The sequence below is a fragment of the Proteiniphilum sp. LBM24028 genome (assembly GCF_056629195.1).
On the sequence record NZ_CM152817.1, the window covers coordinates 2,184,601 to 2,204,570 of the forward strand.

Annotated in this window: 21 protein-coding genes and 2 pseudogenes; 12 read left to right on the forward strand and 11 right to left on the reverse strand. The window is 39.6% G+C overall.

The window, feature by feature from the left end:
* Positions 1–191 precede the first annotated feature (191 nt).
* The 3 genes from AC1HCU_RS08600 to AC1HCU_RS08610 all read left to right on the forward strand — a co-directional run bounded on the left by AC1HCU_RS08600 (position 192) and on the right by AC1HCU_RS08610 (position 2,574).
* Positions 192–632 (forward strand): copper resistance protein NlpE, encoded by a 441-nt coding sequence (locus AC1HCU_RS08600; RefSeq protein ID WP_480365217.1) that lies wholly within the window; start codon positions 192–194, stop codon positions 630–632.
* Positions 633–1,185: 553 nt separating this feature from the next.
* Entirely contained in the window at positions 1,186–2,133 is a 948-nt protein-coding gene (locus AC1HCU_RS08605) for a hypothetical protein (RefSeq protein WP_480365219.1), read from the forward strand.
* A gap of 30 nt (positions 2,134–2,163) precedes the next feature.
* A complete protein-coding gene (locus AC1HCU_RS08610) occupies positions 2,164–2,574 on the forward strand; it encodes a DUF3224 domain-containing protein (protein ID WP_480365221.1) in 411 nt (136 codons plus the stop codon).
* 9 nt (positions 2,575–2,583) lie between these two features.
* On the opposite strand, the gene AC1HCU_RS08615 is transcribed toward AC1HCU_RS08610, so the two are convergent.
* On the reverse strand, positions 2,584–4,119 hold the full coding sequence (locus AC1HCU_RS08615; protein WP_480371277.1) for a TonB-dependent receptor: 1,536 nt from the start codon (positions 4,117–4,119) through the stop codon (positions 2,584–2,586).
* Between AC1HCU_RS08615 and AC1HCU_RS08620 the strand changes: the two are divergent.
* Positions 4,113–4,250, forward strand: a pseudogene (locus AC1HCU_RS08620) (site-specific integrase); the annotation flags it as partial. The gene AC1HCU_RS08615 and the pseudogene AC1HCU_RS08620 overlap by 7 nt on opposite strands.
* A 156-nt stretch (positions 4,251–4,406) precedes the next feature.
* Complete coding sequence (locus AC1HCU_RS08625; protein WP_480365223.1) at positions 4,407–5,636, forward strand: ATP-binding protein; 1,230 nt, start codon at positions 4,407–4,409, stop codon at positions 5,634–5,636.
* A gap of 185 nt (positions 5,637–5,821) precedes the next feature.
* Here the strand turns inward: AC1HCU_RS08625 and AC1HCU_RS08630 are convergent, their stop codons facing one another.
* Complete coding sequence (locus AC1HCU_RS08630; protein WP_286850160.1) at positions 5,822–6,742, reverse strand: hypothetical protein; 921 nt, start codon at positions 6,740–6,742, stop codon at positions 5,822–5,824.
* A gap of 137 nt (positions 6,743–6,879) precedes the next feature.
* Here AC1HCU_RS08630 and AC1HCU_RS08635 point away from each other — a divergent pair, with 137 nt between their 5' ends.
* The gene (locus AC1HCU_RS08635) at positions 6,880–8,322 is read left to right on the forward strand and encodes an IS4 family transposase (protein ID WP_480365226.1); all 1,443 of its coding nucleotides are present in this window, start codon (positions 6,880–6,882) and stop codon (positions 8,320–8,322) included.
* A 252-nt stretch (positions 8,323–8,574) separates the two neighbouring features.
* Here the strand turns inward: AC1HCU_RS08635 and AC1HCU_RS08640 are convergent, their stop codons facing one another.
* The 4 genes from AC1HCU_RS08640 to AC1HCU_RS08655 all read right to left on the reverse strand — a co-directional run bounded on the left by AC1HCU_RS08640 (position 8,575) and on the right by AC1HCU_RS08655 (position 11,875).
* On the reverse strand, positions 8,575–9,057 hold the full coding sequence (locus AC1HCU_RS08640) for a hypothetical protein (RefSeq protein WP_480365227.1): 483 nt from the start codon (positions 9,055–9,057) through the stop codon (positions 8,575–8,577).
* A gap of 166 nt (positions 9,058–9,223) precedes the next feature.
* Complete coding sequence (locus AC1HCU_RS08645) at positions 9,224–10,474, reverse strand: OmpA family protein (protein WP_480365229.1); 1,251 nt, start codon at positions 10,472–10,474, stop codon at positions 9,224–9,226.
* Between the two features lie 169 nt (positions 10,475–10,643).
* Positions 10,644–11,549, reverse strand: a complete 906-nt coding sequence (locus AC1HCU_RS08650; protein ID WP_480365231.1) for a LytR/AlgR family response regulator transcription factor — start codon at positions 11,547–11,549, stop codon at positions 10,644–10,646.
* Between the two features lie 110 nt (positions 11,550–11,659).
* Positions 11,660–11,875, reverse strand: coding sequence for a helix-turn-helix domain-containing protein (locus tag AC1HCU_RS08655; protein ID WP_480365233.1), 216 nt, complete (start codon positions 11,873–11,875; stop codon positions 11,660–11,662).
* Between AC1HCU_RS08655 and AC1HCU_RS08660 the strand changes: the two genes are divergently transcribed.
* Positions 11,828–12,535, forward strand: coding sequence for a hypothetical protein (locus AC1HCU_RS08660; RefSeq protein ID WP_480371280.1), 708 nt, complete (start codon positions 11,828–11,830; stop codon positions 12,533–12,535). The two genes, AC1HCU_RS08655 and AC1HCU_RS08660, sit on opposite strands and share 48 nt — an antisense overlap.
* A gap of 137 nt (positions 12,536–12,672) precedes the next feature.
* Here AC1HCU_RS08660 and AC1HCU_RS08665 read toward each other — a convergent pair whose 3' ends face one another.
* Positions 12,673–13,914 carry a type II toxin-antitoxin system HipA family toxin gene (locus AC1HCU_RS08665; RefSeq protein WP_480365235.1) on the reverse strand — a complete coding sequence of 414 codons (1,242 nt, stop codon included), beginning with the start codon at positions 13,912–13,914 and terminating at the stop codon, positions 12,673–12,675.
* A gap of 3 nt (positions 13,915–13,917) precedes the next feature.
* Positions 13,918–14,208 carry a helix-turn-helix domain-containing protein gene (locus tag AC1HCU_RS08670; protein WP_321721405.1) on the reverse strand — a complete coding sequence of 97 codons (291 nt, stop codon included), beginning with the start codon at positions 14,206–14,208 and terminating at the stop codon, positions 13,918–13,920.
* 352 nt (positions 14,209–14,560) lie between these two features.
* On the opposite strand from AC1HCU_RS08670, the gene AC1HCU_RS08675 reads away from it, so the two are divergent.
* A complete protein-coding gene (locus AC1HCU_RS08675; protein WP_480371138.1) occupies positions 14,561–14,659 on the forward strand; it encodes a hypothetical protein in 99 nt (32 codons plus the stop codon).
* A 131-nt stretch (positions 14,660–14,790) separates the two neighbouring features.
* On the opposite strand, the gene AC1HCU_RS08680 is transcribed toward AC1HCU_RS08675, so the two are convergent.
* Together AC1HCU_RS08680 and AC1HCU_RS08685 are read right to left on the reverse strand one after the other, a co-directional pair.
* Positions 14,791–15,081 (reverse strand): site-specific integrase, encoded by a 291-nt coding sequence (locus AC1HCU_RS08680; protein WP_480365238.1) that lies wholly within the window; start codon positions 15,079–15,081, stop codon positions 14,791–14,793.
* A 165-nt stretch (positions 15,082–15,246) separates the two neighbouring features.
* Entirely contained in the window at positions 15,247–15,756 is a 510-nt protein-coding gene (locus tag AC1HCU_RS08685; protein ID WP_480365240.1) for an Arm DNA-binding domain-containing protein, read from the reverse strand.
* 136 nt (positions 15,757–15,892) lie between these two features.
* Here AC1HCU_RS08685 and AC1HCU_RS08690 point away from each other — a divergent pair, with 136 nt between their 5' ends.
* The 3 genes from AC1HCU_RS08690 to AC1HCU_RS08700 all read left to right on the forward strand — a co-directional run bounded on the left by AC1HCU_RS08690 (position 15,893) and on the right by AC1HCU_RS08700 (position 17,871).
* The gene (locus AC1HCU_RS08690; RefSeq protein ID WP_480365242.1) at positions 15,893–17,077 is read left to right on the forward strand and encodes an ATP-binding protein; all 1,185 of its coding nucleotides are present in this window, start codon (positions 15,893–15,895) and stop codon (positions 17,075–17,077) included.
* Between the two features lie 24 nt (positions 17,078–17,101).
* A complete protein-coding gene (locus tag AC1HCU_RS08695; protein WP_480365244.1) occupies positions 17,102–17,344 on the forward strand; it encodes an AAA family ATPase in 243 nt (80 codons plus the stop codon).
* A 62-nt stretch (positions 17,345–17,406) separates the two neighbouring features.
* On the forward strand, positions 17,407–17,871 hold the full coding sequence (locus tag AC1HCU_RS08700) for a hypothetical protein (protein WP_480365246.1): 465 nt from the start codon (positions 17,407–17,409) through the stop codon (positions 17,869–17,871).
* Between the two features lie 218 nt (positions 17,872–18,089).
* Here the strand turns inward: AC1HCU_RS08700 and AC1HCU_RS08705 are convergent.
* Positions 18,090–18,272: pseudogene (locus tag AC1HCU_RS08705) on the reverse strand (Arm DNA-binding domain-containing protein); the annotation flags it as partial.
* Between the two features lie 365 nt (positions 18,273–18,637).
* On the opposite strand from AC1HCU_RS08705, the gene AC1HCU_RS08710 reads away from it, so the two are divergent.
* On the forward strand, positions 18,638–19,927 hold the full coding sequence (locus tag AC1HCU_RS08710) for a site-specific integrase (RefSeq protein WP_480365248.1): 1,290 nt from the start codon (positions 18,638–18,640) through the stop codon (positions 19,925–19,927).
* Positions 19,928–19,970: the final 43 nt, after the last annotated feature.

The window sequence follows — 19,970 nt, forward strand, 5'->3', positions numbered from 1 at the left end:
GAAAGCCAACGCAAAGAAACGTTCAAACGAGAGACAACTATCTTATTTAAAACATATTAAACATGAGACATCTTCGCAATAAAAGCATTTATTAAGATAATTTATCTGCATTCTCATTCGCCGCGCAATAATTTTGCTCTACCTTTGTAATTCAATTTCAACAGAAAGTTAAATATAAATTAGAAAACATCATGAAACAATTCAGTTTGGCGGCTATGTTCGCATTAGCCCTTCTCACCACCACAAGCTGCACAGGTAAACAAGCAAACAACAATACTCAAGACACCGATACGGTGGCAGTTTCAGTAGAAGAAACAGCTCCGGCGGCAAATTATTACGGAACCTACGAGGGAACCCTTCCTTGTGCTGATTGCAGTGGCATTAAAACAGTTTTGACGCTGAAAGGCGACACTACCTATGACCTGAGCCAGGAATATCTTGACAAAAAAGACGGCAAGTTTGCTGAAAGCGGAACATATACTGTTGAAAACGGCCTGGTCACTCTTATCACTCCGTCGTCAGGCGACAAAACCTACTATAAGATCCTTGAAGGTAAAGTTGCCTTGACCGATTCAACCGGTACAATGGCCGAAGGCGTATTGGCTGACAAATATATCTTGACAAAGAAATAATTACCACCGGTATGGCAAACAAAAGCCGGAACCTTTCGGGGCTTCGGCTTTTGTTTTTGTTACTTCTTGCAAGGAGCTGAATAGCTATTGCCCGTGACGATCCGTAATTTGTACATGTCGAAGACGAAAACAAGTGTTATACGGTATCGATGAAAACTTCGCAGGTGCATTTTTTAATTTGAAACACAATGAATATAGAAAAACGGGTAAAAAATATTGAAGAAACAGCCTTGCAACTGGCAAAGATTGCCATTAAAGCGCGTAAGTAAATAACTTTAAAGACACACATCCAGGCAGCAGGAATTTGTTGTGACAAAAACGGCACGAAGGAGAGGAATCTTCTTCGGCAAAGACTCATTATCCCAATCGGGTGAACCTTCCAAAAGCAAGAATAAAAAGTCAGCTCCATCTGTTTATAAATTCTTTACTAACAACTCCATATTTTTAATGAACTTTTCATTTGGAGGTGTTGTTAAAGGAGACGGAAAAAGTTTCAAATTCACAGCTAGAAGAACTATTCCGATTTATGTTTAACAGCAAAAAAGAATCAGTTATGCAATTTAAAAAAATCGCATTTGCGCTATTGATTATTGCTATTTCTACTTATTCCTGCGCGAAAGACAATTTGGGAGATGATCCTCAAGACACAAATCCAAAAGAAAACGGCATCAACATGAGCCTCGCTTCGGAAGGTACTTATCCGGATGCCGAAAGGGTGTATCTGGATGCGAATTTGAAGTCCGCCAGTAAAGACAAGGCGAGTTTCTATTTGAAGAAACAGCTCTTGGGAAAGCAGCTGGTTCCCAACGATGCCGTAACGTATGATTACTGGAAAGACAAGCAGTATTTTAAAGATACCCCCATCATCAACTACATTTATCATTATTATGATGTAAAGGATGATAAACTTTATTTTTCGGCCAACGCCAGCGAACTGGAAGGGTATACCCATTATATCTTTGACGGACTGGCCATGTGGGTACAGAAAAACGGTAAGACAAGACTTACCGGAGGCTACTCCTATGGGAAACTACACGGCGACTTTGCCTTGGGCGATGAAAACGGGGATGTATTGGAACGGTTCTGGTACACCAACGGCGTGAAGAGCTCTGTTATCCTGAAAAAGGAAGATTTTCATTCCTCGATGGTTGCCAGATGGGAAGCGGAACTGGAAAACGACGGCTATCTCAAAGTAACGCAAGTGTATGATTTGAAGGGTGAAGGTACCTTGGAGTTTTACCAAAGCAGCTATATTAAAAACCGAACAACCGGCGAGTGGATGCAGGCAACAAGCAATACAGACAATCCCAAAGGCTTGTGGAAGTATGTCAAAAAAACCGACAACAGCGGAACGCTTGAGTTTTATTACCGGGGAGTACTGGCAATGAAAACCGATGTAAAAATAATGAACGCCAAAGAAATTACATTGAAAAGTACTTATTTGGACAAACAGTTTGATCAAAAAGACCTCGGTAAGGAATTACGTTTCTTACGTAAATAAATCAACTCACATAATTTAAATACTCTGAATATGAATGAGAGAATAAACGAAAAAATTAAATTTTCGGTTACCCGATGGGATGAAACTGCGATTGAAGAAGAAAGAGAACAGTTTCCTGTCAAAAAAGCGCACGTTGAATATGAGTTGACCGGCAACCTGAAAGGAAAAGCGTACGTGGAATATTTGTTGGACTATGTAAACGAGAACAGAAACGACGGACATCTTTCCACAGCAAACGTGCTGGGCTTCCTTGTTTTTGAAGGCGAATATAAGGGAGAAAAATGCTCCTTTGTTGCTTCCGAACAGGGTCTGTTTGACAAGGGGCAACTGGAATGTCCCGGCAAAATAATACGTGGAACGGGTTATTTTACCGATAAAAAAGGACAATACTGTTATGCTTTTGAAGAGGAGGAGAGCTACATACTCTTGGAGTTGAATTAAAGAGCGTCCCTAAAAAAGTATTCGATACGTCATCATCGGCATAAATCCTTGTTGGTAAACTGTTTCCATCTTGCTTTCGGTCATATTCCAGTCTTGGCTGTAGATATTGCGATGGTTGGTAAGGTTTTGTAGATCAGCAGCCCATTCCTGCGATATTCGCTTGCCGTTGAGTCGATAAGTAATGCGGGCATTCAGTTTGAAATAATCGGGCACCTGCTTGGTGTATGCCTCCTCCCAAACAAAACGCATCCGACTCGCTTCGATGGTGGCAGGTTCGTCAATGGGTGTGTACCATTTGCCGCCGGCAAGAGTGCCTTTCAGGTCGAAAAGCAGACTCGACTTTTTGTTAAATGTCCATTCATATCCGCCCAGTGCGTTGAAGATATACTTTCCGTTGAACCGGGTGTTACGCCAAGTACCGTTACTGTCTCTGTATTTGGAATCGTAGAGCGAAGTGGTCATTAAAAAGTAGTAGCCCCGGCTCAGAAACTTCTCCAGCGTGAGCTCGACGCCGTAATTTCTTCCCAGTCCCTTGTTGGCCATATTGCCTCGTGTTTCAATATAGAAATCGTCGCCCATGTTAATCATGGAAAACTGTGGAGTTTCTTTTAGCGAAATAGGAATATTATAAATGTGCTGGTAGTATCCCTCCAGTTTCAGCCGGAAATCTCTTGCAATCATCCAGTCGTAACCTAGCACCGAGTGCAGAGATTTGTTGAACCCCATATTTCGGAAGGGTTGCATACCGTCTTCATCTTTATAAAAATAAATCAGCGGAATTTGTGTCTGGCTGTGCATCCCAAATGCCGCACTCACGCCTTGCCGTTCGTTTAAACGCCATTGCAATCCGGTGCGCGGTTCAATGCCCCACTGTTTATTGAGCGGGAAATAGAAAAAATGCGTTCCGGTATTCAGCGTAACATTATTGGAGAACTTATGCTGCCAGGTGGCAAAAGCCTGCAACAGGTTATAACTGCCCTTCCTGTTGAATTGTTGAATATACCGGTCCTTCACGTATACCGAATCCAGATAGTTGAATTGTTCAACCGCCATCCTGCCTCCCACCTGAAGGGTATTCCGGTTCCCCAATTTTTGAACATATTCCGTATTGAACGCATGGTGAAAGTGGCCGGATTCAAAATTATAAGTTCTCCATGTTTCTTTTACGCCCTTTCTGTAAAGCGAATCAATTTCCGTACTCATTTGGGAAGTGGTGGTGGAAAGGCTGTTTGTCCAGCGTCCGCTGTTTTCGAAGTAATAAGTATGTTTCATACTTCCAACCTCCTGGAACGGCTTCGTGATTACCGAGTTTTCGAAGTAATAAGTATGTTTCATACCCAGTATGCCGGTTTCGGAGCGGTTATACAAATCGATGCCGGCCATAACTGTCGATAGCTCCTTGTCGCGCTCATCTTCCAGCATGGCTATTCTGCTCGTGCCACCCAAACCGAAAAGTTCGAAACGTCCGAAGCGTTCAGTAGGAATGTTCACTTTAAAGGTCAGATCCTGGTAATGTGGCACGGCTCCGCCTGTACCGAAATGCACTTTCACTCGGTATTACGGCAAATATGGTGATGAAATGGACGGGACACAGTGATTACAAGGCAATGAAACCCTATATTGACATAGCCGATGATATAAAAGCTAGTGCGATGAGCAAATTTAATCAACTGTAAATGCAGAATAGAAGCTTTTCTGTACTTTCAATTATGATTGCATGAAGACATTTTTCTACACTTATACACAAAATAAACAATAAAATTCTAAATTATTACATGTATACCTGCAATATTTGATATATTTGTATGGAATTAAATTTATAAAACGAAAATATGTCGAAATTTCCAACCCTACTCCACCGAAGAGATACTTATATTGAACGTATAAAACCATTTATGCATACACCTATCGTAAAAGTAATGATTGGGCATCGAAGGGTGGGCAAAAGTTATATTCTTTATCAACTTATTGACGAAATAAGGAATCACGAGCATGATGCCAATATCATATATATCAACAAGGAAGATATTGACTATGTGGATATTGTATCTTCAAAAGACCTGCATGACTATATTGCTCAACGATTAATACGTGGAAAGAAGAATTACATTTTTATTGATGAAATTCAAGAAATAGAAGATTTCAAAGTTGCCGTACGCTCCTTGGCATTGGACGAGAGTAATGATATCTACATTACCGGAAGCAACTCAGAGATGTTTTCGAGCGATTTGGCAAACGAACTTGGCGGCAGGTATGTTGAATTTAAGATATACAGCCTTTCCTATATGGAGTTTCTGGACTTTCACAAACTGAATAATGACGATGAGTCGCTGGAAAAGTACATCCGTTTCGGTGGATTGCCTTACCTAATTCACTTGCCAATGCGCGAAGAGGTGGTAATGGAATACGTTCGCTCGGTTTATTCAACCATTGTTCTTCGTGATGTTGTTGCTCGCAATAATATCCGCAATACAGCCTTTTTGGAGCAATTAATCCGTTTCTTGGCAGATCATATCGGAAGTCTTTTTTCTTCGAAAAGTATCAGCGATTTTTTGAAAAGTCAAAATATACGAATGTCGCCGACGTTGGTGTCCGAATATGCAGACTCTCTGACTTCGGCATTTGTGGTTCATCGCTTAGGACGTTATGATATTGTTGGAAAACGTTTATTTGAACGTGGTGAAAAGTACTTTTTCGAAAATATGGGAATCCGCAATGTGGTGGCGGGCTACAAACCGCAAGACAGAGCAAAACGGTTGGAAAATATTGTCTGCAATCATTTGTTTTATTGTGGCTATGAGTTAACTGTAGGAACACTTTCGACCGAGGAAATCGATTTTGTTTGTACACGAGCCGGCGAAACATTATATGTACAGGTCGCTGTAGAATTGTCTAGACCCGAAACTATCGCCAGAGAGTTTGGCAATTTGTTGAAGATCAAAGACAATTATCCCAAAATAGTAGTATCCGGCGAACGTTCATTCGAAAATACTTACGAGGGAATAGAACACATTTACATTCGAGATTTTTTGACTTCTTCTGTTACTCCTAAAATTGTGTAAACAAAGAAATCATTTTGTCTTTTTCTTGGCTCTCGACTAAGACAAAACACATAGAAAAGCCCTTCAAACTCACTAAATTTGAAAGAATTGTCTTATTTTTGTCGCCTTTTGTCTTAGGCTTCTGGCGGTATGGACGGGAAGTGAACATTTTAAAGCAAACCTCTATAATTCAGTGACAACGGATGTTAATCATATAAATTAAACCGGGCTTGAATATCTTCGAAGCTCATTTGCCTTAACCTGTCGGGAGCAAGGCTGGCGCTTAACTGTACACCCGCCGGAATCAACACGTAACGGAATTTATTGCCGCGTGCCGAATCGTATTCAATATCCTGCAATGCAGCCCCGCTTATGCTTGTAAGCGTGATGTATATTTTACTGCCATTGGTGTTTGGAGATGCTTCATAACGCCCATTTCGGAATTCATAATCAAAAAGCTTTACCTGGTTACTCCCCCAGTTTTCACCATAAACCAAGATTACGCCGCCTGCATTTGAGAAATTGTACAAACTCGAATATCCCACTGCCGATAAGAGAGGTGTTGGGATGGTATAATCCATCACTTTACGTGTAGAGGTATTGGTGCTGTTCCAATTGTAGTTTATCCACGTGCTCGCCACCACGTTTGCCGTTCCCTTCAGGTTAACGGGCGTCCCCCATCCCGATATGGTTTTTGGCCCGAAAAAATCGCCTGTGGTCTTATTCAGGTAATAATCGCCCACAGTGCCTGTTGATGCGGAGGGATTTGTTGTTCCGCTTAAAATTCTACTGCCGGCTGTGCCTGCAGGGCCTGTAGCGCCGGCTGTGCCCGTTGCACCGGGGGCGCCTTTCAGGTTGAGCGGCGTTCCCCATCCCGAAGCACTTTTAGGGCCGTAAAGATTGCTTGAGGATTTGTCCAGATACATATCGCCGATATTGCCGAGCGATGCTGCCGGCGCACCGGTCCCGCTGTGGATGACCGCTCCGTCTTTTCCGGGAATTCCTTGTGCACCTTGCTCGCCTTTTGGTCCTTCCGGACCCTCGCTGCCACTGCAAGAGGCTGTAAATAAGATTGTGGCTACACTTAACATTAAAAATGTTGATTTAATAAATAGATTTGTTCTCATTGTTTATAATTTTCTGATGTTTCGCAGTTAAAAATGAAGTTGATAATCAGAGGATAAGAGATAAAAAAAGCAGCATATTTTAGCTAATATATCATTGAAAATGATTATCTTAGCGATGGAAACCAAACCATTAAAATATGCTGCAGGACAAAGATATTAAAAAGATTCAAGAGTTGAAAGCGGACTTTACCCCCGGCAGGGTTTCCGCTGAAGATATTTTTAGCCGCTTCAAGGCGTTGAAGCTAAGCGAAGGCCTTTCACAGTTCAAATGGTTCAAGACCCGGGGATATGATTTTAAAATGGTCCTGGCCCTGCTGGTCTCCATGGTGGTCAGTTCGGACAAGACGGTCAACTCCTATCTGAACAGCCCCACAGGTGAAGGTTCCACCATGGGCAAGGATGTGTTTTATCGCTTGAAAAATAGTCCCATTATATGCTGGCGGATGCTTATGTGGCATCTTGTGCATCGTTTTCTGACGGTGACGTCCAAAGATAGTGATGTAGATGATACCTCATCCCGTTACCTGATCTTCGATGACACCACCCTGTCTAAAACCGGTAAGCGTATAGAGAAGATAGGAAAGGTATGGGATCATGTAACCAACAGCTACGTGCTTGGATTCAAGCTGTTGGTGATGATGTACTGGGACGGTAAGTCCTCCATACCACTGGATTTCAGTCTTCACCGGGAGAAAGGGAAGAAGCAGGAACGCCCCTTTGGGATGACCAAAAAGCAGATCCGCAAGCAATACAGTTGCAAGCGTATCAGGGACTCGTACACCGCTAAACGTGTGGAAGAACTGGACACGAACAAGATCCAGATGGTCCTGCGGATGTTTTTCACGGCCATCTATCGCGGGCTTCGTGTTGATTACGTCCTGGTGGACAGCTGGTTTACTTGCGATGCGTTGATACAGGCTATCCGGAGTGTGAAGGACAAGGAAGTTCACCTGATCGGGATGTACAAATTTGCAAAGACTAAGTTTGAGTACCAGGGTAAGAGCCTGACCCACTCCCAGATCAATAACATGCTGGGCAAAGCCAGGCGCTGCCGTTCCCTGGGTTACCAGTACAAACAGGCCAAAGTGCTGTACCAAGGTGTTGAGATCTGTCTCTTCTTTAGTCGTCGGGGCAAAAGTGACAAATGGAAGGTTTTGTTGACGACGGACACGAAACTGACGTTCAAGGGATTGATCGGGCATTACCAGGTAAGATGGGTTGTGGAGGTGTTCAATCGAGAATCGAAGCAATTGTTGAACCTGGGAAGATGTCAATCCAGTAACTTTGACGCCCAGGTAGCAGAAACGACCATCAGCATGATAGCCTATCTGTTATTGACACTGCGTTTCCGGTACGATAACTACGAGTCGAAAGGGGCACTCTATCGGTCAATGAACGCCGATGTGCTCAGGGAAACACTCGACAGACGGCTATGGGGGCTGTTCATCGAGTTAGTCTGCTCAGTATGCGAGGTATTGGAGATGGATGCCGATGATTTACTTGAAAAAATGTTGGCCAATCCAAAAGCAGAATCCATGATCATTGCACTGTGTTGTTCGGTGATGGTTAAGGACGATTGAGAAATTGTAAAATATAAAATGTTATAGTACAGAGATATAGATAATAATGCATTTCCCTTCTATTTCTTTGTCAATGGTTTGAGGGAAGTGCGAAACATGAGTAATTTTTAATATCAGCCCCTAACTCTGTCAGCTGACGGAGTATTGAGCATTGATTTGTAAAAGATAAAAATGTTTAGTCTGTTTTTAATCCCATGTGTGTCGAAATTCTTTATTCGGTCATGTGTGCTTTCATTGTTATTACTTTTGTCGTTACTCAAACAGGTCATTAATTCCGTATCCGCTTTTTGTCAAGCTGTTATTTGCCGGGTTTCTATCGTCGTTATGCTTATTTCCGTCTATTAAAATATCAGGGTCGTACTCGATTCGCAGCATAAAATCGGGTTGAAACTCCGTGGTTACATTCCATGCCGCAGTGGCGCTCACTTGCAGCGATTCGCCCACTTCCAGGGTCTGGAAATCAACCTTTGCAAGTAATTTCAATTGTCCGCCGTGCGGTTTTTGATAGAGCGCGGCATATTGTTGCCCTTGACCCGATTGGAACTTGCCGCCTACGTTTTTTATCACCCCCTTCACAGAAACCGTTCCCGTGAATTTGCTATCTTGGCTAACAAGTTCATATGTAATGGATTCTGCGGCCAAATCGATAGTAGGTACGGCTTCGGGTGTTTCATTATCACAAGCGAGCACCGTAAATAAAATGCCCGTTAAAAACCATAGTTTTATTTTTTCCATAATCTTGCCGTTGTTTTAAAATGTCAATAAATTTATTTTACCACAGTTAATCGCAATCTTTCATTTTTAATATTCCGAAAGAACGCATAAGCAGCTTTGCCTCCTGCGAATAGGCGGCATTTGAAAGGCAGAAAAGAAACAATATGGTCAAAAGTCGGGTCATATTCTATTTTTTCACAAATTCAACACGCCGGTTCTGCGCTTTCCCTTCGGGGGTGGAATTATCTGCCACGGGTTCCGATTGTCCTTTGCCTGAAGTTGATATGCGGTCGTTGCTAATTTGGAAATTATTGTTCAGATAACTTTGTACTGCCGCCGCCCGTTTTTCGGACAACGATTGATTGGACGTGGCATTTCCCGTATTGTCCGTGTGTCCGATGATTTCTATTTTCATGGCAGCATCTTCATTCAGGGCATCGGCTATTTCTTTTATTACTCCGTGCGATTCGGGTTTTATCTGTGCCGAGCCGGAAGCGAAATAAATTCCCGTGGTACTGAATTTTCCGGTTTTCAGCAATTCGGTTCGGGCGTCTTTCCCGCTTTCGGCCACGCGCAAATTGCTGATGTAAAACCCATCTTTGGGCTGAGGGATAAGCGGTGAGGCCCTGAGGTGGAAGTTGTTTCTGTAGCTGTTTTCATCAAATCCGCGGGGCAGGTCAAACAGTTTCCGGCTGTCCAGATAGAGCCTTACCCGATTGGCGTTTACCGCGATGGACACCCTGATAATTTTATTTGCCATTTTATCCACCGCCCACTCTGTGGTGGTTTCCCTGCCGGAATACAAACTTGTGGAATAGCCAATGTGCTGATTTACGGAAGGTGGTATAAGAAAATAGAATATCTTTTTGTGTTGGATGGAGTTTTTCGCTGGATTGGCAACTTCCGAAAAGCCAAAAGTAACCGGTGGTCGTTCTCCCGAGGCGGGATACACCAAATCAAATTCTACCGTAAAATTTTGAGGGAGTCTGGAATTTATTTCCGGAAAACTGATCGTGTTATCGGGTACTCTCAACCATTTTCCGGGTATATTACGTAATTCTACCACCTCGCCGCCGCCATTGGTGTTCCACTTTACAGGAAAATCGCCCGTTGCATCCAAATGAAAATCATCGAAAAAAATCACCTTATCACCCGGGATAAAATCGAATTTGGATTGAGCTGAAAATCCTGAAAGCTCATCCATCGGTTGCGATCCGGCATCTTTCTCTTTTTGCCGTTTTTGAGATTTTCCACTTTCAAACACTTTATCCAACGCTTCGTCGGTTTTTTTACTAGCCTCACGTTCCACGCGTCTTTCCACAGTTCGTTTTGCCGCTCGTTCGGCTGATTTTCCTAACCGCTCCAAGAATTGAGCGCTGGCGCTCCCTACAAAAAACAGGAGCATGAAGAGTATAAAACCACAAGTTTTTGCTTTCATTTTTTAATTGTTTTCGGTTGTTTATTTGGATTCATTCTACATTGATTTGGACAAATATAACAACACCAAAGACCAAAAAACAAGCGGTGAGATGGCATGTGGGATAGAATGCAAGCCGATGGGATAAATGGCAAGAACAGAAAAAAAGTCTTGGAAAATAAGGGGAAACTTAAGTGCTTTTCGGGTTAATTTTTATAAATTTCAGGACCTGTTTAAATTCACTTATCTTGGAGCGGGATACAGGAATTTTTTTTATTTCGGGATGCATTTCGAGTAAATACCCTGCAGCATTTCCTTCTATGTGAATTATCCGCATAAGATTTACTAAGTAAGCTCTATGGCAATGAAAAAGAGTGGGAATATGACCGTTTGTTTCACGAAATTCCTTAACAGTATTTCTTAATTTGTATTCTTTAATAATTCCGGATTTTTCACAAAAAATGTGGAGGTAATTCCCTCTTGATTCTAAAAAAAGAAATTCGCCGGCAGAGATGGCAGGTATTTTAGAGTCGTCGGTTATTAAAAATAAGCTGTTTTTTTCATCCCAAAAAGGGGGTTGTTCCTCATTCATCGGAATGGTTTCGTTGAGCCTTTCCGCATTCCGGAGATTCCGCTTCAACAGGTAGAAATATCGTATGGTCATCACCAAAAAATAAGGTAGCATACCGCTGGCGCCCGCCAGTAGAATTGACCTTGCAAGCGAAGATATAACAATATCCGGATTGTCCTTATGCAGCCATAAGTTAACCAGCCAGATGACTGTGGAAATTGTAAACCATTGACAAAGAACATAAATCACTTCTTTCCCTACGGTCCATTTCTCCTGTCTGAATAATTGTGGAAAGTATATAAGCCACAAAGAGTTGACTAACATTACAATGTAACCGGTTCCTGAATAAGTCAATGAACGGAGAAAAATATCTTTCTCCGACGGTAAGTTTGAAAGACCAAACGGGCGCATTACAAACAACGTAAATAACACCATGAAGGCGATGGCCGCGATGGTACGAAAATAAACGCGTAAATCGTCATTCGCAGGATGAGGCTGTTTTAATATGGAAATCAGCTGTTGCATGCTAACTAAATATTTCTATTGTCCTATACCTATAGGTACGATACAAATTAACGTTGAGATACGTTGTGCTCCCCAGTTGTGTCTTCTCCTAATATCAAGGATAAGAGTTTCTAATTCGTCTGTGACCTTAAGGTTGGTGAGGATTTTGGACGTTTCGACTTATCTGACAGTTTTGAATCTACGCCCGATTTTGACCTATCAATCCATCTGTAAAGTGTAGATCGGGAGATACCGCACTTTATAGATGCTTTAGTTGCTGACCCCAGCTCTTCATAGATATGGAGCCATTTTTGGCGTGTTTTTATGTTTCGTCCTTTATCTTTCATGGTCGAAAAATAAAGAATCTCAACAACTTTACAAAATCAAAATGTATCGTTTCTATTGATATGTTACAACTATGCTATTTTAAAATTATATCGAACTCATGGGCAAAAGGGCTTCACGATTTACTTGATGCATTGGCAAAACAAAATGTTCCTAATAAAAATCCTGATCCCAATAAAAGTAATTTACTCTATCAGCAAATATTATTGCAGGATAGGCACGTCATTGAAAAGGAGGAAATCTACGATTCAAATTGGTTTCCCATTATTTCTTTCCCTGACGAACTTAGATTTCATAACTATGATTGGCGTTTGCCAAAAGATTTTGATGTCAGGAAATTGACATTTCCGGCCATTAGATATAAAAAGTATCTCTGTACTTTTGCTTGGGAATATGATTTCTCGTATCATTTACCTAAAACGGAAACCTATGATAACAAGCAAACAATTAGGATACCAACTGCACAAATCTTATCTGGAGAATATGATAGTCCGTTTATTAGTAATTTTGAATGTCAAAGATTAATTATTCAATTAGTCAATAAAGACTTTGAACTAAGAATGAAAGATAAAGGCGTAACTGAATACCCAATGTCAAATAAGATGGGTTATTGGAAAAAAAAGGAGTACTTGAAAAAGACAAATTTGAAAAAGTACAGTTAGCAGGAATACAAAAAGACAAAAATTGGCACTTTGGAATTGAAGTCTTGCTACTTTTCGTTTTAGAAAAGAAAGAAATATGGTTCTGTTTTTGGCTATTGTTTTTTTGCTAATTATACGGGTTATATTTCTTTTTCATCTCACACCGCATTAATTTGTTCAATTAACGATTTATCAATATCCAACTCCTTGGCATATTGTTCGAATTTTGAAAGGCTGAAAATTACACCATCAATCAATGCATTATAATCTAAAATATCATTATTTTTTGCAACAGTTTCCAAATCTTCACGGGTAATATTTTCGTTTTTACCATTAACGGTCAATGATTGCCTGTTTACATATGCAGGCGCAGCCAAATCCACACTGAAAGTCACATCGTATGCAGGTGATAACCGCCATACACCGGCATGATCCATACAAAACGAAACGTTTTTTGAATGATCGTCCACATTACGGGCCAGCACATTAAATACCATTCGTAAATATTGCTGCCGGCTATCCTCGTAGGGTAAATTAAGCCGCCGGATTACGGCAAAAATATCCTCGTAACTGTCACTCTGCGGAGACATTGCGGCCAATGTCTGGGTATGTATTTTATCGTTTCCATTACGATCAAAACGCTGCGTAAGGAAATGAGTTACCCCTCCGTATGTTCTTAATTCAGACGGCATCATTACGATTCCGGCATCTACGGACATTTTGTAATATACATACTCTAATTTGGCAAAAGGATAAACGGAATTGTCGTCGTATTTGAGAATGTAATGGCGAAAGCCTTCAGGAATTGATCCTTGTCCGGAAATCACTTCTCCCGTAACATCGTTTACCGCCACAATCGCCTTCGGATGCTTTCCTCCGGGAGAGGAACTGATTTTCACCAGATCCTGCCACAAAATGGAGTTTTCCTTATTCAGAATAACCGTTTCTCTTTCGTTTAAAACATGTCTGGCAAAATTATAGAGTTTCTGTACATCGACAGAAAAGACCGAATTATCTCCCAATTTCTGTGCCGGTTCATACTCCAACGCTCCCATGGCACGACTGCCTATAAACGAAAGATGATCAATAGGAGTTATTCTTTTTGCGGGAATCTTATTGTCACGCAACCATGCTTTAAAAAGCGAATTGCCCCATTTGTCGGGCAACGAATCTGCAATCATCGGAGGGAGTCCCTGATATAGTTTTTCTTCATTGCCCAGCCAAGGCATTTGTTTTTGGCTGCGGAGTGCGTCAATAGGCATCGTGATGGGTGCAATATCCAGTCTTTGTTTCAGGAACAATGGCTCGTATTCAAAGACGGCTAACCCTATCTTATTGTCCCAGGAGAGATACCCGACATCCGCTCCCCACAACTTTACTTTTACCACATTTGTTTCCATAAATTATTTTCCATGTTGCCTTTTGAATAATGTACGCGGGCTCCTCGGCAATTCGGGCAAAAGCTTTTCCATTTCTTCCAGACTGTCAATAGCACGAAGCAATTTAACGAATGAAGCCATTGTGATTCCTGTTGAAGAACCGTTCTCAAAAGAACTTATGGTAAATACGCTTAAACCGGATTTTTCGGTTATATCTTTTTGGGTAAAACCCAGCCGTTTTCGATATTCACTATATCGTTTCCCCAAGTCCCGGATTATTTCATTTCCGGATTTTTCGTATAATTCGTTATTCATTTCAACTTATTTTTTGCAAATATAGATATAACTATAATAATAAACAAATACCACAACAATTATTGGAATATCTATATTTACATTAAGGCTAATGTTGAAAATGAATGAATCGAACTAAGTTACTGAAGGCATAACTTTTTAGATAAAAACTTTTCTGCTACATCATTAGTGCAAGGTGCAAGCTTTTTATATAAAGACTTGCACCTTGCACTCAGCTTTTAAATTTGTGCTCTGCACTCGAATAGTACTTTTGTATGGCTTATTTTCCGTACAAGCACCCGATAAGTACCCGATAAGTAGAAATGCTCGTTGAGTTAATTGGCGAAACCACTTTGCCCGTAAAATAAAAATGATGGCTCTTATAAACTTAAAAAACATAGAAAGTTTTATTAATACTTATCTTAATCCATCAATGGAGGTCAATTGGGTTGAGTCGCTTTATCCCAAATAACCCAGGCATCCAAAACAAAAGTATCGTTTGACGGAAATAGAAGTCGAGAACGAATGTCTGGCCACGTGAAACGTAAGTCGTTTATTAATTCCACAAATGTCGGCAATTTCCTTCAAATATGAATTTAGCTTCTAGTTACTCATAACGGGAAGTAATTTTAAGTCATCCCTCTCTTTTTCGTATTTCGTTATAATTTTGAGAGGAATATCTAACAATGGAAGTTCGACGCGGTTACCTGTTTTCTGACGAGTAGTGATTATCCAATATGATTCGTCGTGTTGTCGTTGGATATTATTAACGGTGAGATTTTTAATGTCTATGTACGAAAGTCCGGTGTAACTACCGAATAGAAAAATATCCCGCACCACTTCAATTCTTTTGATCGTAATTTTCTTATCCGTTATTCGCTGAATTTCTTCCATGCTAAGATATTCGATCTTTACTTTTTTCCATTTGGTTTTGTGACAAAAGAAAGGATCGTAGCTTATAATTCCCAAATTTCTGGCAAGGTTGACAATTTTCTTTAAAAACTGTATCATTTTGGCAGTCATATTAATCCCCAGCTTGCAGTTTACTCGAAGATATCTTTAAAAGTCATTTATGAATTGTAAATTTAAATTATCTAAATAGACATCACTTTTGGAGTACTGATCCAGCATAAAATCTTTTACCCGCCGATATGCGAGTTCATATTTTTTGTAAGTATCCATCACTCTTCCATGACCAACTAACTTTAATTCATCCTCATTGTGTTTTCTGAATAAAGAAAGGAGTGTTTGTGGGTAAATTTGTGTTTGAGTGTACATTTTCCGTAACTTGTCCGTTGTTATTATTTCACACTTTTCACTCAAATTTCTATAATAGGTATAAATTGTCATCCTGATTGAATTCAGTTTGTTGTTAAGTGATACGGAATCGTAGCTACTACCCTTTGCTTCTCCGATATCGACAATCCATTTGGAAGATTCAATGCTTAGCTTGGTACTAAACTCCACTTTTTCTCCATTCAAAGTAATTCTTGCAATGATGGGAGATTTACCATTTTTCCGTACTATGCTTTTCTTCAGGAAAAATGAAATTCTAAAGGTGTACTTCATTGAGTTAATTTTTTGGGTATTTTAATATTATTTAATGACTTTGTTTTCGATAATCGTGAAAAGTTTATGAAAAAATATTTGAATATAGCAAAGCATTGAGTAAATTTGCTATTCATATTGAGTAAAATAAAAAAGTATGTTTTACAGATCATATTTAGAGACGATTAAGAAGAGAATTCAAGAGCCTCGGAAATTTATCCAAGTTATCTTAGGTCCCCGCCAAGTTGGAAAAACTACCATGATAACCCAGCTCTTGTCCCAACTGTCAGTTCCCAATTTATATGAATCGGCAGACGCTATTCCCGTCACCAATTCTGCATGGCTGACACAACTGTGGGAGGCTGCCAGATTACGAATTAAAGTATCCGGTGCAACAGAGTATTTAATTGTTATTGATGAAATCCAGAAAATAGATAACTGGAGCGAGATTGTAAAACAACAATGGGATAAGGATACGCGAGAGAAAATAAACATAAAAGTAATTTTATTGGGCTCATCACGCTTATTAATTCAAAAAGGGTTAACTGAATCTTTGGCCGGTAGATTTGAAACAATGTATTTAGGTCATTGGACTTATACCGAGATGCAGGAAGCGTTTGGATGGAGTATTGAACAATATGTGTACTTTGGGGGATATCCGGGGTCAGCCATTTTAATTGACGATGAAGAGCGTTGGAAAAATTATATTAAAGATTCGCTGATTGAAACCAGTATTTCAAAAGATATTTTAATGCTGACAAGGGTAGATAAGCCCGCTTTACTGAAACGATTGTTTGAACTTGGTTCTCTATATTCCGGACAAATTCTTTCTTATACAAAAATAATAGGTCAACTTCAAGATGCAGGCAATACGACGACATTAGCGAATTACCTGAAATTACTGTCTGATTGTGGATTATTAGGGGGGCTGGATAAATATGCCGGAGATATTATCCGTAAACGCGGTTCAAGTCCAAAGTTTCAAGTGTATAATAATGCGTTAATTACTTCTCAAGCCAATGATACCTACGAGAAAGCGATTATTAACCCTGAATTATGGGGACGACTCGTCGAATCATCTGTTGGAACACATTTAATCAATAATTCTATTCCAGAGAGATACAATTTATATTACTGGCGCGAAGGCAACCACAAAGTGGATTTTATATTGGAAAAAGGAGACAAAGTAATCGGGCTTGAAGTCAAAAGCGGAATGAAGGCTGAAAATACCGGGATGGGAGTATTTGTAGAGAAGTTTCATACGGAAAAAGTGTTGCTTGTGGGCACGGGTGGAATCCCGTATGAGGAGTTTTTAAAGATTAATCCGAGGGAGTTGTTTTAAAATTCACTTTACAATTACTACAATATGTATATAAAACAATTTAACATAAAAAAATTCAGGGTGTTTGATGAAATATCTCTACTGTTTAACAAAGGAGTAAATATCATAATTGGAGAAAACAACTCAGGTAAAACAACAATCATTGATGCATTAAGGATATGTCTGGGCTATGGAAAATCAGATACAAATATCTATATTCAAGAATCCGATTTGCATCTCAATCCGTCTGATCCTAACGAATACAATTTGACCTTATTTTTGAGATAGAGTCGGAAATTGAGAAACAATGCTTTAATGACTTTATTTCACAAGATTCTGAACATCCAGAATTGCAAACTATCCAGTTTCACCTTAAATACACATTCGAACAAAATGGAAGAAGGAGATTTTTCACAAGAAGCGTATGGGGTGGCGATAATGAAGGACAGCAAATTCCTTATGAAGCATTACAAGAGATATTTTATACTTATTTAGGACCTCTTCGTGATGCTGTTAGCGGATTAAAACCTTATTCATATGATAACAAAACAGCCCAGTTATTCAATAAATTAACGAAATACAGAAAAGGTGATGATACCATAAATTTGAGTGAAGAAATAAAAAAATCTTTAGCTGAAAAACTTTATGACGTTTTTGAAAGCGATGAACATGATTGGAAATATATATTATCTGAGGGTAAAGGCAAAGTAAATGACCATCTTGAAGGAACACCTAGAGTCAACCAGCAAGTGCAATTTAGTAATAATTTTTGTAAAACTCTTTCAGAATTTTGTATGTGCCGTTGTAGATTCTGATGGTATCTTGAGACTTGAGCCTTGCCTTCATTTTTCTTATCCTCAACGAATTTCAAATAATAGTCATAAAAGGATTCATGTTCGGGCTTAATCTTCTTGCCGGCAAAGAAATCTTTCACGAGATTGATAGATATTTCTCCGCCTGTACTTTGCTCCGTAAGCAAGTGAGTTTCCAAACTATCTATTTCTTTTTTAAGTACGTTTTGGAGCGGATTTTTCTTTGGAAGTTGAAGTTTGGAATCCCAAAGACTTTTTTCGACTTCGTACCCAGCTGGGATTTTGGTTTCATTTCCTGATACCCGAACTCGTAAATAAATAGGGTATTTGCCGTTTTTTAATACTGGCTTGTCAGTTCTGATGCAAGCTCTTACTGAAAATGGCTTCGTAATTGTTTGCTTTATTACTAATCATGGGCTAAATTAGTAAAGTTTCTGTGAATAGAAAAGTATTTCCAAAACTTTATTCTGAATAAAAATAAGTCAAACATCGATAAATCAAATAGTTGATTCAAAATCAAAAACCGCCCCTTATTTCGCCCCTTACCAAAAATAAAAAACTCCAAGTAGTTTATATTTACCTACTTAGAGCTTTATTTTGCGGTATGGACGGGACTAACTCCTTTATTGTCGCAAAATATCATAAAACATCAATCAGCAATATATCAACGTTTTATGCGATTAAAATTTTCATAAATTATCTCTAAATATCCTTTGCTATGTCAAAAAATGGGTGTAAATTTGGGTGTAGATTTTAAAGGCTAAATAGCATGAATATCAAGAGAAATATCATCTTTGCATTAGAGAGCAGAAAGAAAAATGGAAAGCCCATTGTAGAGAATGTACCCATCAGAATGAGGGTTGTTTATAACAATCAACGAGTGGAATTTACCACCGGTTATAGGATTGATGTGGCAAAGTGGGATTTGGAAAAACAACGTGTGAAAAACGGATGCACGAATAAACTCAAACAGTCTGCATCCGAAATTAATGCGGATTTGTTAGCGTATTTTGCCGAAATTCAGAAGATATTCAAAGAATTTGAAGTGAAAGAGGAAATGCCAACAACGGCTGAGTTGCGAGAAGCATTTAATCTTGCCATTAAAAAAGATGTAGCAACAGAAGACACAGTTCAAGAAGACACAGCATTATCTTTTTGGAAGGTGTTCAATGAGTTTGTTTCCGAAAACAGCAAAAGAAACAATTGGGCAAATGGAACATTGCAAAAATTCAATGCCTTAAAGAAGCACATCGAGCGATGGAAACCCGAGCCAACAATGGATGATTTTTCAGAGAAGGGACTTTCCGATTTTGCCGACATTCTTCACAAACAAGACCTGAAAAACTCAACCATCGACAAACAAATAGGCTTATTAAAATGGGTACTTCGCTGGTCTGCATCAAGAAACTTGACAGTGGACAATGCGTTTATGAATTTCAAACCAAAACTGAAAACCGCGCAAAAAACAGTGGTTTTTTTAGACGCCCAAGAATTAAAACAACTGACCGACTTTGAAATCCCCGAAGACAAAAAGTATTTAGAAAAAGTGCGTGATGTGTTTCTGTTTTGTTGCTACACAAGTTTACGCTATTCGGATGTATATAACTTATGTCATTCGCACATAAAGGGTTCTTACATTGACATAGTTACGGTAAAAACCAACGACAGGATTGTTATCGAATTTAACGATAAAAGCAAAGCCATATACGATAAATACAAGGATTTTCATTTTGAGAATGGAAAAGTATTTCCCGTAATATCCAATCAAAAAATGAACAGTTATTTGAAAGACTTGGCTGAACTGGCAGGGCTTGATAATCCGGTGCATCAAACACACTACAAAGGAAACGAACGCATTGAAACTATTTTACCCAAATACGCCGTGCTAAGCACCCACGACGCTCGTCGCACATTCATTTGCAACGCTCTCTCGCTCGGCATTCCGGCAAACGTGGTTATGAAATGGACTGGACACAGCGATTATAAGGCTATGAAACCTTACATCGACATTGCCGACGATATAAAAGCCAATGCAATGAGTAAATTCAATCAATTGTAGCGAAATTGCTTGAAAAAGCCGATATATTTTCAAGTGTGTTTTA

Coding starts and splice junctions, on each gene's coding strand:
- AC1HCU_RS08690 (WP_480365242.1), top strand. CDS start 15,893: ATGTTTTACAGATCATATTTAGAGACGATTAAGAAGAGAATTCAAGAG.
- AC1HCU_RS08605 (WP_480365219.1), top strand. CDS start 1,186: ATGCAATTTAAAAAAATCGCATTTGCGCTATTGATTATTGCTATTTCT.
- AC1HCU_RS08635 (WP_480365226.1), top strand. CDS start 6,880: ATGCTGCAGGACAAAGATATTAAAAAGATTCAAGAGTTGAAAGCGGAC.
- AC1HCU_RS08610 (WP_480365221.1), top strand. CDS start 2,164: ATGAATGAGAGAATAAACGAAAAAATTAAATTTTCGGTTACCCGATGG.
- AC1HCU_RS08685 (WP_480365240.1), bottom strand. CDS start 15,756: ATGAAGTACACCTTTAGAATTTCATTTTTCCTGAAGAAAAGCATAGTA.
- AC1HCU_RS08655 (WP_480365233.1), bottom strand. CDS start 11,875: ATGAAAGATAAAGGACGAAACATAAAAACACGCCAAAAATGGCTCCAT.
- AC1HCU_RS08630 (WP_286850160.1), bottom strand. CDS start 6,742: ATGAGAACAAATCTATTTATTAAATCAACATTTTTAATGTTAAGTGTA.
- AC1HCU_RS08660 (WP_480371280.1), top strand. CDS start 11,828: ATGGAGCCATTTTTGGCGTGTTTTTATGTTTCGTCCTTTATCTTTCAT.
- AC1HCU_RS08625 (WP_480365223.1), top strand. CDS start 4,407: ATGTCGAAATTTCCAACCCTACTCCACCGAAGAGATACTTATATTGAA.
- AC1HCU_RS08600 (WP_480365217.1), top strand. CDS start 192: ATGAAACAATTCAGTTTGGCGGCTATGTTCGCATTAGCCCTTCTCACC.
- AC1HCU_RS08680 (WP_480365238.1), bottom strand. CDS start 15,081: ATGGAAGAAATTCAGCGAATAACGGATAAGAAAATTACGATCAAAAGA.
- AC1HCU_RS08665 (WP_480365235.1), bottom strand. CDS start 13,914: ATGGAAACAAATGTGGTAAAAGTAAAGTTGTGGGGAGCGGATGTCGGG.
- AC1HCU_RS08640 (WP_480365227.1), bottom strand. CDS start 9,057: ATGGAAAAAATAAAACTATGGTTTTTAACGGGCATTTTATTTACGGTG.
- AC1HCU_RS08710 (WP_480365248.1), top strand. CDS start 18,638: ATGAATATCAAGAGAAATATCATCTTTGCATTAGAGAGCAGAAAGAAA.
- AC1HCU_RS08695 (WP_480365244.1), top strand. CDS start 17,102: ATGTATATAAAACAATTTAACATAAAAAAATTCAGGGTGTTTGATGAA.
- AC1HCU_RS08645 (WP_480365229.1), bottom strand. CDS start 10,474: ATGAAAGCAAAAACTTGTGGTTTTATACTCTTCATGCTCCTGTTTTTT.
- AC1HCU_RS08675 (WP_480371138.1), top strand. CDS start 14,561: ATGGCTCTTATAAACTTAAAAAACATAGAAAGTTTTATTAATACTTAT.
- AC1HCU_RS08650 (WP_480365231.1), bottom strand. CDS start 11,549: ATGCAACAGCTGATTTCCATATTAAAACAGCCTCATCCTGCGAATGAC.
- AC1HCU_RS08670 (WP_321721405.1), bottom strand. CDS start 14,208: ATGAATAACGAATTATACGAAAAATCCGGAAATGAAATAATCCGGGAC.